This window comes from Moraxella atlantae NBRC 14588, assembly GCF_001591265.1.
Lineage (GTDB): Bacteria > Pseudomonadota > Gammaproteobacteria > Pseudomonadales > Moraxellaceae > Faucicola > Faucicola atlantae.
Genome location: NZ_BCUL01000028.1, coordinates 1 through 14,679, shown reverse-complemented (window position 1 = coordinate 14,679; position 14,679 = coordinate 1). Strand labels below are relative to the sequence as shown.

The following is a 14,679-nucleotide window of genomic DNA, read 5'->3' as shown; positions in this document are numbered from 1 at the left end:
AGACAGTGTTTTTGCTTGAAACATACTATTCAACATTTGCTTATTTACTAAATGAATTAACGCTTTGTCACAATACATTTAAAAAACAATTATATAATGAATCAATCAGCGAACTAGTCCAGTAATCGTTGATTTTGAAAACAACAACCAATTTGATCAATATTTAGCCAATGGGTATCCTATGAGCCAGAAGCCACAACAAAACGATGCACCTAACATTCCCGTCGAATACGGCAACGGCGGTGAGACTCATCAATATACCGATGGTCAAGCACCAAATCTAACCACACAACAAGGTATTGTCATCGCTGATAACCAAAATTCACTAACTGCAGGTAACCGTGGGCCTTCACTACTAGAAGACTTTATTTTACGCGAAAAAATCACCCACTTTGATCATGAGCGCATTCCTGAGCGTGTGGTACACGCTCGAGGTACGGCGGCGCACGGTTATTTTGAATTAACTGAGTCACTTGAGCAATACACCACTGCTAAAGTATTGACCGAAGTTGGCGAAAAAACTCCCGTCTTTACCCGTATCTCTACGGTGGCAGGTGGCGCAGGTTCGATTGATACGCCCCGTGACGTGCGCGGTTTTGCCGTCAAGATGTACACCAAAGAGGGTAACTGGGATTTGGTCGGTAACGATATGCCGATCTTCTTTATCCAAGATGCGATCAAATTTCCAGACTTTGTCCATGCAGTGAAAATGGAGCAAGATCGCGGTTATCCGCAAGCGGCGACGGCACATGACACGCTATATGATTATGTCTCACTAAATCCAGAAACACTGCATAACTATTTGTGGGCAATGAGTGATCGCGGTATTCCACGTAGCTTGCGAATGATTGAAGGTTTTGGTATTCACAGCTACCGCTTTGTTAATGCCAAAGGTGAGAGCGTCTTTTTCCGTTACCACTGGCGACCACGCTTGCAGCTGCAATCGCATATTTGGGACGAAGCTGTGAAAGTTTCGGGTGCCGATCCTGACTTCCATCGCCGTGATCTATTTGAAGCATTACAAAATGGCGAAGAAGTGGTATGGGACTTTGGTGTGCAAATCTTTACTGCCGAAGAAGCAGAACAATTCCCATTTGACCATCTAGATGCCACCAAGCTAATCCCAGAGGAATTGGTACCTTTGAAAATTGTTGGTAAAATGGTGCTAAACCGTTATCCTGACAACTTCTTTGCTGAAACCGAGCAAGTCGCCTACTGCCCTGCTAATATTGTGCCAGGTATCGACTTTAGTAATGACCCGTTACTGCAAGGACGTTTGTTTAGCTACCTTGACACGCAATTATCACGCTTAGGTTCACCAAATTTTGCTCAGATTCCAATTAATCAACCAAAATGTCCGTTCCACAATTACCAACGTGACGGCCATATGCAAATGCAAGTGCCAAAGAATAGCCGTGCGAGCTATCAGCCACAAAGCATTGATGCCAGCGCGCCACAAGAGAACAAGCAAGTTGGCTTTAAGTCATACGCTGAACGACTTATGCAACAAAACGATGGTGTGAAAGGTCGTATTCGTCCAGAATCATTTGCTGACCATTACAGCCAGCCTCGTATGTTCTACCGCAGCCAAACCGCGATTGAACAAGCCCACATTGCGTCTGCTGCCGTGTTCGAGCTCAGCAAAGTTGAAATGCCGCATATCCGTGAGCGTATGGTTGCTCAGCTTTTGACCGTTGATGAAGATTTGGGTAAACGTGTGGCGCAAGGTTTGGGTATGACTGAGTTACCAGAGCCGATTAAGCCTATCGTACCTGTGCAAGACCTACCATTGTCACCTGCCACACAGTTGATTGGTAAAGCCAAACCAACGCTTGAAGGCCGTAAAGTCGGTATTTTGGTGGCTGACGATTCAAATGCCGAAATGCTTAACAAGTACCAAGATGCCATTAAAGCAGCGGGTGCGACACCATTCATCGTTGCACCAAAATTGCACATCAAACTCAATAATGGCGAAGCTGTAAAAGCGGATGGTCAATTGGCAGGTTCACCTTCAGTGTTGTTTGACGCTGTTGTGAGCATCATTATGCCTGAGCAAGCCAAAAAACTAGCAAAAGACAGTGCGGCTATTACATGGTTCAACGATGCTTATGCGCATCTAAAAGCGATTGCGTACTGTGGTGCAACAGATGAATTCATCTTGCAGCCGTTCCATATCGAAAAAGATGATAGCACCGTACCACTCAAAGAAGTCGATACATTCATCGAAAAAGCCAAATCGCGTGAATGGGCGCGTGAGCCTAAAGTGCGTGATTTAGCTTAAGCATTGTCTAAGCTAAGTCGCAAAAAAGCTAAGCCGTAAAAAAAACCCAGTTATCATGACTGGGTTTTTTATCACTAAAATTTAGACAGACGTTTATTATGATTAACTTATGCAATGGGTTGTAAAACCACCTCACAGGCGCGTTTGACCGCAGGGCGTTCGGCGATAGCGGTTGCCCAGCGTTGTAGATGGACATAATCTTGTACCTGTAAAAAGTTCGCCGCGTCATACAACTTGCCCAGCGCAAGCTGTCCGTACCATGCCCAAATTGCCATATCAGCAATGCTGTACGCCTCGCCACACAGGTAGCGATTGGTTGCTAAGTGTTGGTCGAGTACATCTAGCTGCCGTTTGGTTTCCATGGTAAAGCGGTTGATGGCATATTCAAATTTTTCAGGGGCATAAGCATAAAAATGACCAAAACCGCCGCCAACATACGGTGCAGATCCCATTTGCCAAAACAGCCAACATAAGCATTCAGCGCGTTGGTCAGCGGGCAAAAATTGATCAAATTTTTCTGCCAGATACAACAAAATCGCGCCCGATTCAAATAGCTTTTGTGGTGGGTTGGTGGTGGTGTCAATCAGCGCAGGAATTTTGGAGTTTGGGTTAATGGCAACAAAGTCCGTACCAAACTGATCGCCTGCCATGATGTCAATTTTAAACGCATCATACGCTGCGCCTGCAATGCCCAAATCTGCCAGTTCTTCTAGCAGGATATTAACTTTAATACCATTGGGCGTATTAAGACTGTATAGCTGCAAGGGTTGATCACCGTGTGGTAGGTGCTGCTTATGGGTCGCGCCTGCGGTTGGGCGGTTGATCGCGGCAAATTTGCCGCCGTTTTCGCTAGCGGTGGTACTTGTAGGTGCCCATACGTTTGGGGGAGTGTAGCTCATGTCAAGGTCTCTTGTTGTTGCATGAATGATAAAAAAGCCACCCTATAGTAGCGTTAAATACCGTGCGATGGGCAAGTTTTTGGTGAGCAATGGTTGAAGTTTTGCTACCGTCTTGGATAAATGATTAAAATAAGTCCAAATGGCTAAAAATGATAATAAAAAAGCCAGCACACTCTATTGGGCTGGCTTAGTTCAAATAGCGTGAAGCTTATTTGATTTTGGCTTCTTTGAAAACCACATGCTGACGCGCTACTGGGTCAAACTTTTTGATTTCCATTTTGTTTGGCATCGTGCGCTTGTTTTTGGTGGTGGTGTAGAAGTAGCCTGTACCTGCAGTCGATACCAGTTTGATTTTATCACGCATGGCAATCGCTCCTTATATTAGCAATTCGATCTGAATAAGTGGGTTAAATTTTTTCACCGCGTGCACGCATATCAGCAAGCACTTGGTCAATACCCAATTTATCGATGATACGCATACCTTTTGGGGTTAAGCGCAAACGCACAAAGCGGTTTTCGCTTTCAACCCAAAAACGGTGGGTATGCAGGTTAGGCAGAAAACGACGGCGGGTTTTGTTGTTTGCGTGCGAAACATTGTTGCCCACGGCAGGACGTTTTCCAGTCACTTGACAAACACGAGACATGGCGAGCTCCTAGACAGTACGCACGGGCAAGCCCATGCAAGTCGGTTATAGTTGGCAATCGCAAGCGTGCGGCAAAACGATTGCAAATATCTGGTTGTGGTCAGCGCAGATAACAAAACAGATTGGCAATAAAGCAAACAAAAATCGGTTTTTGTCGCCCATGATGCGGCTGTTTGCTTAGGCGCTGACCAAAATTTTTAAAGCCGCTATTTATACCATATTAGACATTGAAATTCAAGATTTAATTTGATTTGGTATGCCTGATTTTTGGTTATACTGATAAAAATAGGCTATGTTGCGGTGGGTGGTTTAATTGCAAGAATACGCGGCATTTTTTTGGTTATTGGCGTTGATTGTTTGGTGAGTAAAAAGGCTGGCAAATTGTGTCTAAGTGAACAAAATTTTGGTCGATATAGGTTTACTTTTGAGCCCAGCATGGTATGATTTTTAATTTGGCTTAATATCGCGCTGCTAACTGGTTGTTTACGCAGAAGCTTTTATCATGACTTGATTAATACCATAAGGATTTTTCGATGGCGCAATCGACTTCTTCATCTAATCCCATCAAAGACTGGCTGGCAAGTGACATGGCATCGGGCATCATATTGGCGGTTGCAGCGGTGCTGGCGATGGTGGTGGCAAACAGCGCGGCGTATGATTGGTATGCGCATGTGCTGCATATACCGCTTGGGTTTGCGCTAGGCGGTATAGATGCCCGGCTATCGCTGTTGCATTGGATCAATGATGGCTTGATGGCGGTGTTTTTTTTGTTGGTTGGGCTTGAGCTTAAGCGCGAAATGCTGGTTGGTGAGCTGTCGGATATCAAGCGCATCGTGTTGCCTGCGTTGGCGGCGGTCGGTGGGATGCTGGTGCCTGCACTGATTTATGTAGGATTTAATCAGCATGATGCGTCGCTGCTGCGCGGTTGGGCGATTCCGTCGGCAACGGATATTGCGTTCGCGCTTGGGGTGATTGCCTTGTTGGGTGCGCGTGTGCCCGCGTCGCTAAAGATTTTTTTGGCATCGATTGCGATTTTTGATGATATCGGCGCGATTTTGATTATTGCGCTGTTTTATTCGGCAGGGCTGTCGTGGGGTGCGCTGGGTGTAGCAGCATTGGCATTGGCAATGCTGTGGGGGCTTAATCGTATGGGCGTGCGGGCGTTGTGGGCGTATTTGTTGGTCGGCGTGGTGCTGTGGGCGGCAATGCTGCAGTCGGGTATTCATGCAACGATTGCAGGTGTGCTGTTGGCATTGTGTATTCCGATGGGCAACAAAGCCGTTCAGCAAGATGTAAACGGTGCGTCACAGCCAACGCTTGATGAGGACAATTCACCGTTGTCAAAGCTTGAGCACGCTCTACACGCGCCTGTGAATTTTATTATTTTGCCGATTTTTGCGTTTGCCAATGCAGGCATCGCGCTTGGCGGCAGCGGTCTGAGCCAATTGACGCATTCGGTGCCGTTGGGTATTGCGGCAGGTTTGGTGCTGGGTAAGCCGATTGGTGTGATGTTGTTTAGCTGGTTGGGTGTGCGCACAGGCATGGCAAGTTTGCCGCAGCGAGTGACGTGGGCGCAGGTGCTTGGCGTGGCGTTGTTGTGCGGGATCGGCTTTACTATGAGCCTGTTTATCGGCGGACTGGCGTTTGGTGAGTTAGGCGATAAGGCGTTTGATGAGCGTCTTGGCATTATGGTAGGTTCTTTGGTCGCAGGCGTGCTGGGCTATGTGTGGCTCAATAAGGTGTTACCGCGTTTGCGTGTGGTTGAGTAGGTGCGTAAGGGACAGTTTTTTGTGCGCGATTTGCGTGGTTGAGCGCGGTTTTGTGCTAAAGTGTGGCAGTATCAGCGTGATCAAAAACGCTAAAACTTAACCTAAAGGTAAACAAAATAGGTGAATTTTATGGCAGGTCAGCAAATAACAAATCACTCATCGCATGGTGTTCACGGGCATGATTTGCACCAGCATAATCTACGATATTTAGATACCCATGAACCGCGTGACCATTTTAAAGGCGGTTTGTTGTCGGCATTGGTTGGCTTGCTGTTGTTGGTTGCTGCGGTGATGTTGGTTGGGCGCACGATTGCGCAGGCGAGCATTTTGCTGCACAATCAGCCACCAAGCCAAATGGGGCAGCGCTTAGCCATGCTTGATACGCCAAATTATGCCGCCAAGCCATTGGCGTTTGCCGCGCCTGTCAAAGGCACCAGCGCGCCTCTGACCGCTGATGGTTTGACGCGACTAACGGGTATTTATCACCAAACGCTTGAGCAAGCCGAGCTGGATACGGGCAATATCCGCTATCATGTGTTTGATCCCAACCACGCCTTGGCAGACTATGCCGCGCAGTTGGGACAAACCAGCACCGCCAAGACGTTCCCTGTTTGTGTAGAAGGGGCAGTCAGCGCGGCAGGTGATTATGGGCACATGGGGCTTGCGGCACATCAGGTCACTGTACGCCGCGTGTGCTGATTGGTTGAGCGTTAGCGACGGTCGGGGTCGATTTCTTCAAGCTCAAGCGCTTGGGTATGCAGTGAGCCATCAAACAGGGCATCTTGAATCGGCGCGATTTGCTTTTCCTCGTTGATCAGCTGACGGGCGACATGCAAAATTAACTGACGCAGCCAGCGGTGGGCAGGATGGTGTTGTAGCAGCGGCGACCATGCCATGGTTAGCTCAAATTCGGGGATGAAAAACGGCGGTTCTTTAATCACAATATCCGCGTTGTTGGCTTGCATGCGCGCGACCCGTGTGGGCAAAGTGGCGATCAAGTCGCGATTGGCAACCAACATGGCAGGCATTTGATAATGCCGCGTGAAGACGCTGATATGGCGTTTTTGCCCCAAACGCTGCAGCGCCGCGTCAATCGACCCTAAGCCACCTGACTTGTCGGGATTGACACCAAAACCTACGCCCATGCCTGTTTTGGAGACCCAGACGTGTTGTGCCTTCAAGTAGTTTTTGAGGTTAAAACGGTGTACGTACGGGCTATCGGCAGATAGTAAGCAGCTAAACGTATCGCGCCAAACCAACACCTGATGAAAGCTTTGCGGAATTTCGTTAAAGCGGTTAATCGCCAAATCCACGCGTCCTTGCTCCATGTCGCGGTAAGACACGTCCGATGGGGTCAAAAAGTCGAGCACCACGTTGGGTGCTTCACTGCGCAAGGTTTTGACCAGTCGCGGTACCAAAGTGGCTTCGGCATAATCCGATGCCATGATACGAAACACGCGGTTGGATGTGTAAGGGCGAAACTCGGTGCGTGGCTCAAGCAGATGCGTCAAATCCGACAACAGCTCACGCACACGCGGCTGTAGCTCAAGCGCGCGTTCGGTGGGAGTCATACCCTCAGATGACCGAATCAACAACGGGTCATTGAATAACTTGCGCAGACGGCGCAAAATGTTGCTCATGGCAGGTTGGGTGATACCCAACTGTTCAGACGCGCGTGTGACGTTTTTTTCACGTAACAGGACGTCTAAATACACCAATAAATTCAAATCGACACGTTGTAAATTCATACTATACCTTTAACATCACCAAAACGCTTATCATAGCCGCTTTATAGGTCTACTTTAGCCGCTAAAATCTTTGATTTAATTATACTATAATTTTTAAAAATGCCAAACATAAGAAACATAAATTGGCTAAATTATCCCAGCCTTGTTATTGTAAACCCATGCCAAGACACTGATCTCACAGTCACGCTGAACGCGTAGGTTGAGTAGGTTGAGCAGCTTTAGCTTGGCAATTGTGTTAGATTGGATAAAGGATGATGGTTAAGACGTGGTACAAGCGTGTAACACCATCGTCTCAATCCATCATAAACCTGTTTAACATAAACTTTTTAATAAGTGGAATCACAATAGCAAGGAGTAACGCATGAACAATTATGTATCTGCCGTTGAGCATATCAAGGCACTAAAACAAAAATATTCTAACTGGCAAAATATTGATGCCAATGATGCAGCGCGCCTGATTGTCCAAAACCGTTTTCGTACAGGCCTCGACATTGCCAAATACACCGCCGACATCATGCGCCGTGATATGGCAGCTTATGATGCTGACAAAAGCAAATACACCCAATCACTGGGCGCGTGGCACGGCTTTATCGGTCAGCAAACCATGTACGCGGTCAAAAAATACTTTGGCACCACTGAGCGCAAATACATTTATCTATCAGGCTGGATGGTTGCTGCGTTGCGTTCAGAGTTTGGCCCGTTGCCTGACCAATCTATGCACGAAAAAACTGCCGTGCCTGCCTTGATCGAAGAAATTTACACGTTCTTGCGTCAAGCCGATGCCAAAGTATTAAATGACTACTTCCGTGAGCTTAAGACTGCCCAAGAAGCAGGACAAGACACGAAAGCGATCATGGATAAAATCAATAACTTTGAGTCACATGTTGTGCCAATCATTGCCGATATCGACGCAGGTTTTGGTAACGAAGAAGCCACTTATTTGCTTGCCAAAAAAATCATCGAAGCAGGCGCATGTGCTATCCAAATCGAAAACCAAGTGTCTGATGCCAAGCAATGCGGCCACCAAGATGGTAAAGTCACCGTACCACACGAAGACTTTATCGCCAAACTCAACGCGATCCGCTATGCGTTTTTAGAATTGGGTGTTGATGATGGGGTGATCGTAGCGCGTACGGACTCAGAAGGCGCATCTTTGACCCAAAAACTGCCTGTATCACGCGAACCAGGCGACTTGGCATCACAGTACCTTGATTTCTTAGAAGTTGAAGAAATTGACATCAACGAAGCCAATGAAAACGACGTATTGCTCAAACGCCATGGCAAATTGGTGCGCCCTGTACGTATGCCAAACGGTTTGTACTCATTCCGTGAGGGTACCAATATTGACCGCGTCGTACTGGACTGTGTGACCGCGTTGAACAACGGTGCAGACTTGTTGTGGATTGAAACCCCAACACCAGACGTTGCGCATATCAAGTCAATGACTGACCGCATCGTTGAGCAAGTGCCAGACGCAAAACTGGTTTATAACAACAGCCCGTCATTCAACTGGACGCTTAACTTCCGTAAACAAGTCATCGCCGATTGGCAAAAACAAGGCAAAGATGTATCAGCGTATGACCTGAATCATTTGATGTCAGCGGATTATGATGGCACAGAGCTTGACAAAGCGGCAGATGACAAAGCACGTACCTTCCAAGCTGATGCCTCGCGCGAAGCTTGCGTGTTCCACCACCTGATCACCTTGCCAACGTTCCACACAGCTGCCTTGAGCACTCACCAACTGGCAAAAGGCTACTTTGGTGATAAAGGTATGCTGGCATATGTTGAAGAGGTTCAGCGTAAAGAAATCCGCGAAGGCGTTGCCGCAGTTAAGCACCAAGCGATGGCAGGTTCTGATATCGGCGATGACCACAAAGAGATTTTCTCAGGTGAAAACGCGCTTAAAGCAGGCGGTAGCAAAAATACCTCAAATCAGTTTGGTCACTGATATTTGGCTTGACGGTTTAAAAAAACGCTCCTGTCAATGGGAGCGTTTTTTTGTGCTGAAAATTTTTAAAAACTTACATGGACAACATGATCTCTTGATAACGTTTTTGAAATTCTTCGATAAAAATTAATGTGGTTTTGATACCCATGTACAAAATAATATACGGATTAAGGCTGTTATCCTTGGCAAGAGAAACGGGTTCATCTTGCGCACCGATGAGCTGCATATCGCGCTGGCGTTGGGCTTGAATATGCTCAAGCTGCATCTCAGAGGTAGGCTGCGCCAACACATAGCTGCTGGAGCTATAGCGTTTGGCATCGATTAAGTAGTTGGCGCATAGCATCTCAAGCTTTGGCCAGCGGTATAAGTCCGCTTCACGCAATAGATTTTCGATACTGGCAATCAAATCATCGTGCGCTTGATAATAATACCAAACTTTGGGCTTGCTTGGATCATCGGTTAGACGTGTTGAGGCCTCAAACAGGCTTTTTAAGCTAGAAAACGTAAACGGTGAGGGCATCGGCTCATAAATCCCCCACAAGCCCGTTGATTTAAGCTGAATATTGGACGCGCGACAAGTTGGCAAAGTATATGGATTGTTGATATCTGCTGGCGTGGCGTTGGTTTCAACGCCCAACAGCTGATTGACGCGGTTAAGATAAATATTCATGTTGAGCGCAATCAAGCCGTCATGATTACGCAAGCGTGAAAACGCCATCGCCAATGCTTTGCGTTGCTCAAGCGCGTCAATTTTAGCCTTGACCTGCTCTTGACGCGAATACGACACCGAGTTTAAAAACAGCCCCACCAACACCACACCCAAAATAGCCTCTGCCATCGCAAATAGGCGTGTGTACGTATTTAGCGGCGTGATATCACCATAGCCCAAGGTGGTAATCGTCACCGCGCTAAAATACAGATTGTCCCAAAACGTTAAGTCAGTGTGGTTAAACACGACGTACGGCAATAACGTGTATAAACAAGCAAACAGTGGTAAGCACGCCAAATAAGCGTAGGCATAATATCTAGGCGCCAATGACGTAAGGCGCACCAGTGACCACCACTGCCAACGCGATTGATGGGTTGTATCAACGCTTGCATCTTCAGTCGTTAGCTCAGAGACAACTTGCGCGGTCGTGGTAGGCAGGTCATGAGCGTGTGCATTTGGCGTGCTTGACTGTTGATTAGACGGGGCGGAGGACGATTTTGTCATAATATTTTCGGGTTGTTTAGCCATGCCAAAATAGCAGCTAAACGCATACAAAATTGGCTGTTATTGTAAACGCCGAACAAGGGCAAGACAAGCGCAGAATAATGATTCCACGCCAATAAAATGCCGAAATTGGATGATCAAAAATCCCAGTTTGCAAACACATAACTGGGATTTATTTGGGCAAAAATTTAGCTTGCCGCTCCATCGGGCACAAACACATAACCCACGCCCCACACGGTTTGGATATAACGTGCTTGTGAGGGGTTGTCTTCAATCAAGCGGCGTAGGCGCGATACCTGCACGTCAATAGAACGCTCCATCGCGCCCCACTCACGCCCGCGAGCAAGGTTCATCAATTTATCACGCGTAAGTGGTTCGCGCGGATGCTGCACTAATGCTTTTAATACCGAAAACTCCCCCGTCGTTAGCGTAACAACGTTGCCATCACGCTTGAGCGTGCGCGTTGATAAATCCAACGACCATGGACCAAAGGTTACCACTTCAATTTGCTGGCTGGGTGCGCCCGGTAGTTCACGGCTTTGGCGGCGTAACACGGCTTTGATACGCGCTAATAGCTCTTTGGGGTTAAATGGTTTGGGTAAATAATCATCCGCACCTGCCTCAAGCCCTGCAATACGGTCAGCATCCGAGCCTTTGGCAGTCAGCATGATGATAGGGATATCGCTGTTTTCTGCACGCAAGCGTTGGCAAATACTGATGCCATCTTCATTTGGCAACATCAAATCCAACACAATCAACGAAAACAGCTCACGTTGCAGCAATTTATCCATTTGGCTGCCATCATGCGCTGTACGCACAATATAGCCATCATCTTCCAAAAAACGCTGCAGCAAGGCACGCAAGCGCGCGTCATCATCGACTACCAAAATACGTTGGCTCAAATCATGCGAACCGTTGGCAGGCGTGGCGTTGGTTTCATGGGTTTGGGGCGTGGTATCTGTTATTGAAATTGGATTATCAGTAGCATTGGGCATGCCAGCCTCCTTGTTGGTTTTGTAAGCAAAATATAGACAAGATAACTATGCTTATAACAAAAAACCGCCTGCCATGCTGTAGTGATTTTGCTAAACCAATGCGCGGACTTGTTAAAAACACAACCGCCTGCTCCCATCAATCTGCCACAAAAATATCGGGAATGGTGTAGGCTGGCAAATTTTTATTATCACGCGTTGTATAAACCTGCAACGTTCAGCGGTGGATATAAGGCAATTGTGAGACGCGTTAAGTTTTGCTATACTCATTTCACGCTATTCAAACAATCCCCTGCCTTTTGGCAGAGGCAGCAGTCAAAATGCGAGCAAGACTTGCGCCAATCAAACGTGTTTTTTAGCTGATTTTATCAACCAAAATGCGCAAACTTGCCACGATTGACCAAAACGGGCGCGTGACCCACAGCAACCCAACGAAGACCTTATGAATTCACCGACCATCGACCAGCCAACGCTTGACACCAAATCAGACACCAACCCACTTGAGGTTAAAAGCACCGCCCACCCAAACGATAGTGCGCTAGATGCTGTCAGCCAGCAGGCAATCTATGCCAAATTGGCGCAAAATTTGGCATTGCAGCCCAAGCAAGTTGCCGCATTTGCGCGTTTGTACGATGAAGGGGCGACTGTGCCATTTATCGCGCGTTATCGCAAGGCGCAAACCCAAGGGCTAGACGATGTACAGTTGCGCGCGCTTGAAAAACAGCTTAATTTTGAGCGCGACATGGCGGCACGTCGGCAAAAAATTCTGACGTTGCTAACATCACAAGGCAAACTCAATGACGATTTGCGCGCGCGGATTGCTGCTGCCACCTCAAAATTGGCGTTAGAAGACATCTATTTGCCGTACCGTCCGCGCCGTCGGTCATTGGCAAGTCAAGCCAAAGCGGCAGGTTTGCAGCCGATTGCTGAGGCGATTTTACAGGAAGCCATTAGCCCAACCGATGCCCTTGCCAATTATCAACCACCGACGCCAAGCGTGCCTATCACTGACGATAGCAACGCCCAAGCCGCAAATACCGACATCACTGCCAATGAAACCCCCGATTTTAGCGATGATGCGCGCCAACGCCAAGGTATCGAAGCAATTATTCTTGATGAATGGATGCAGGACTTAGACTTGCTTGACCGTTTGCGCGTCGAATTTGGCAACATGGCCTTTATTCATAGTCAATTGGCGAGCGAAGACAAACGCGAGGTTGGCGAAAAATATAAAGACTACTTTGACCACAGCGAAAGCCTTGCCAAATTGCCCAATCACCGTTTGCTTGCCATGCTACGCGGACGGCAAGATAACGTGCTTGGTCTTACGGTCAAAGGTGCTGCAAACGCCGATGATGAAGCCGCGATTGACCAACGCTTTATCCATGAAATTTGCACGCATTTTGGCATTGACAACGCCGAACCCAGCGAACGCCGCGAATTTTTAACTCACGTTGCTAAAAAGCTGTGGCAAGACAAATGGCGTCCACACATCGAGCACCGCCTTTTGACCGAAAAACGCCTGAGCGCAGAAGCCGATGCCATCGACGTATTTGCCAACAATTTGCAACACCTATTGATGGCAGCGCCTGCAGGTCAGCGTGTGATTTTGGGGGTAGACCCTGGTATTCGCCACGGTGTCAAAATGGCCGTCGTCGATAGCCTAGGACACGTTGCCAAAGCTGATGATGGCAGCTTTGCGGTGGCAACCGTATATCCATTTGCGCCCGACAACAAAGTCGACGAAGCCAAAACCACCATCGCCCAATTGCTCAAAGACCACCATGTTGATTTAATTGCTATCGGTAATGGCACGGCGAGCCGCGAAACCGATGCCCTCATCAAAACCATATTGGCAGAAAACCCTGAGCTCACCGCCGTACCTGTGGTGGTTAATGAATCAGGCGCGTCGGTATACTCAGCAAGCGAACTGGCGAGCCAAGAACTTGGCGAACTAGACGTGTCGATTCGTGGCGCGGTGTCGATTGCACGCCGTTTGCAAGACCCGTTGTCTGAATTGGTCAAAGTCGAGCCCAAAGCCATTGGTGTAGGTCAGTATCAACACGACGTCAATCAAAATCAACTTGCCGATAGCCTTGATAAAGTCACCCAAGACTGCGTCAATGCCGTGGGTGTGGACGTCAATACCGCAAGCCCTGCGATTTTGGCGCATATTGCTGGTCTAAATCGTAACGTTGCCCAACAAATCGTCAGCTATCGCAATGAACATGGCGCATTTGCCAACCGCGAACAGCTCAAAAACGTACCACGATTGGGCGCGAAAACCTTCGAACAAGCGGCAGGCTTTTTGCGTATTCGCGGTGGTGATGAACCACTGGATGCCACAGGTCTACACCCAGAAAATTACGCCTTGGTCAAAAACTGGCTTGCCAAAAGCAATACCACATTAGCAGAGGTATTGGGCGACAGTGCCGCGCTTGACCGTCTTGACACCAATTTGCTTGCTGCCAATGATGCCGACGCGCCGATCGATACCGCCAGTATCAAACATGAACTTGCCAAACCTGCGCACGACCCGCGCCCCGAGTTTAAAACCGCGCAATTTCGTGATGATGTCAATAGCCTAGATGATCTTGCCATCGGCATGACCCTACAAGGTGTCGTAACCAACGTCACCAGTTTTGGCTGTTTTATTGATGTTGGCGTTCATCAAGACGGATTGGTGCATATCTCCGAGATGGGCAACCGTTTTATCAGCGACCCACTCAGCGTCGTCAAACCGGGTGATATTGTTAGCGTACGCGTCATCAGCCTTGACACCGCACGTAAGCGCATTGGCTTTAGCATGAAAGACGTCCAAAGCAAAGCCGATGCCAAGGACAACACCAAACCAAACCGCCGCACGCCTGATACCGATGCCAACAACGAGCAGCCACGCGCCAACCGCAAGCCACGCCAAGCACGTGAAAATCGATCACAAGGCAAAAACCACAAACCTACCAATCGACCCAATCGTGCAAAACCTGAACGCGACGATAACCAAAAAATCGGCACCTTGGGTGCACTACTGGCACAAGCAGGCTTACGTAAATCTGAATAGCTCACTCAACAGATAGGCAAGTCAAATAGTCAAAAATTATCGTCCACAAGGGCGGTAATTTTATACCAAGCAAAAAAAACCAACTTTTTGCAAATTTTTTAAAAAACCCCTTGACGCCTAT

Annotated in this window: 11 protein-coding genes; 5 read left to right on the top strand and 6 right to left on the bottom strand. The window is 47.9% G+C overall.

The window, feature by feature from the left end; all coding sequences use genetic code 11:
* The first annotated feature begins 181 nt into the window (after nucleotides 1-181).
* Entirely contained in the window at nucleotides 182-2,281 is a 2,100-nt protein-coding gene (locus MA2_RS09775) for a catalase (protein WP_067059343.1), read from the top strand.
* Nucleotides 2,282-2,388: 107 nt separating this feature from the next.
* Here the strand turns inward: MA2_RS09775 and yghU are convergent, their stop codons facing one another.
* The 3 genes from yghU to rpmB all read right to left on the bottom strand — a co-directional run bounded on the left by yghU (nucleotide 2,389) and on the right by rpmB (nucleotide 3,824).
* A complete protein-coding gene (gene yghU / locus MA2_RS09770; protein ID WP_067059341.1) occupies nucleotides 2,389-3,180 on the bottom strand; it encodes a glutathione-dependent disulfide-bond oxidoreductase in 792 nt (263 codons plus the stop codon).
* Between the two features lie 208 nt (nucleotides 3,181-3,388).
* Nucleotides 3,389-3,544: a 50S ribosomal protein L33 gene (rpmG, locus tag MA2_RS09765; RefSeq protein WP_067059339.1), complete on the bottom strand. Its 156-nt coding sequence runs from the start codon at nucleotides 3,542-3,544 to the stop codon at nucleotides 3,389-3,391.
* Between the two features lie 43 nt (nucleotides 3,545-3,587).
* A complete protein-coding gene (gene rpmB, locus MA2_RS09760) occupies nucleotides 3,588-3,824 on the bottom strand; it encodes a 50S ribosomal protein L28 (RefSeq protein WP_067059337.1) in 237 nt (78 codons plus the stop codon).
* A 533-nt stretch (nucleotides 3,825-4,357) separates the two neighbouring features.
* Here rpmB and nhaA point away from each other — a divergent pair.
* The gene (nhaA, locus tag MA2_RS09755; RefSeq protein ID WP_067059335.1) at nucleotides 4,358-5,593 is read left to right on the top strand and encodes a Na+/H+ antiporter NhaA; all 1,236 of its coding nucleotides are present in this window, start codon (nucleotides 4,358-4,360) and stop codon (nucleotides 5,591-5,593) included.
* 129 nt (nucleotides 5,594-5,722) lie between these two features.
* Nucleotides 5,723-6,292: a hypothetical protein gene (locus MA2_RS09750; protein WP_067059333.1), complete on the top strand. Its 570-nt coding sequence runs from the start codon at nucleotides 5,723-5,725 to the stop codon at nucleotides 6,290-6,292.
* 11 nt (nucleotides 6,293-6,303) lie between these two features.
* On the opposite strand, the gene MA2_RS09745 is transcribed toward MA2_RS09750, so the two are convergent.
* Complete coding sequence (locus MA2_RS09745) at nucleotides 6,304-7,341, bottom strand: LysR family transcriptional regulator (RefSeq protein ID WP_067059331.1); 1,038 nt, start codon at nucleotides 7,339-7,341, stop codon at nucleotides 6,304-6,306.
* Nucleotides 7,342-7,702: 361 nt separating this feature from the next.
* Here MA2_RS09745 and MA2_RS09740 point away from each other — a divergent pair, with 361 nt between their 5' ends.
* Entirely contained in the window at nucleotides 7,703-9,292 is a 1,590-nt protein-coding gene (locus tag MA2_RS09740; RefSeq protein ID WP_067059329.1) for an isocitrate lyase, read from the top strand.
* 73 nt (nucleotides 9,293-9,365) lie between these two features.
* On the opposite strand, the gene MA2_RS09735 is transcribed toward MA2_RS09740, so the two are convergent.
* Both MA2_RS09735 and ompR read right to left on the bottom strand, forming a co-directional pair.
* Complete coding sequence (locus tag MA2_RS09735) at nucleotides 9,366-10,505, bottom strand: potassium channel family protein (protein ID WP_158080609.1); 1,140 nt, start codon at nucleotides 10,503-10,505, stop codon at nucleotides 9,366-9,368.
* A gap of 188 nt (nucleotides 10,506-10,693) precedes the next feature.
* A complete protein-coding gene (ompR, locus tag MA2_RS09730; protein ID WP_143821826.1) occupies nucleotides 10,694-11,500 on the bottom strand; it encodes an osmolarity response regulator transcription factor OmpR in 807 nt (268 codons plus the stop codon).
* A 439-nt stretch (nucleotides 11,501-11,939) separates the two neighbouring features.
* Between ompR and MA2_RS09725 the strand changes: the two genes are divergently transcribed.
* Complete coding sequence (locus MA2_RS09725) at nucleotides 11,940-14,558, top strand: helix-hairpin-helix domain-containing protein (RefSeq protein ID WP_079352215.1); 2,619 nt, start codon at nucleotides 11,940-11,942, stop codon at nucleotides 14,556-14,558.
* The last annotated feature ends 121 nt before the right edge of the window (nucleotides 14,559-14,679 follow it).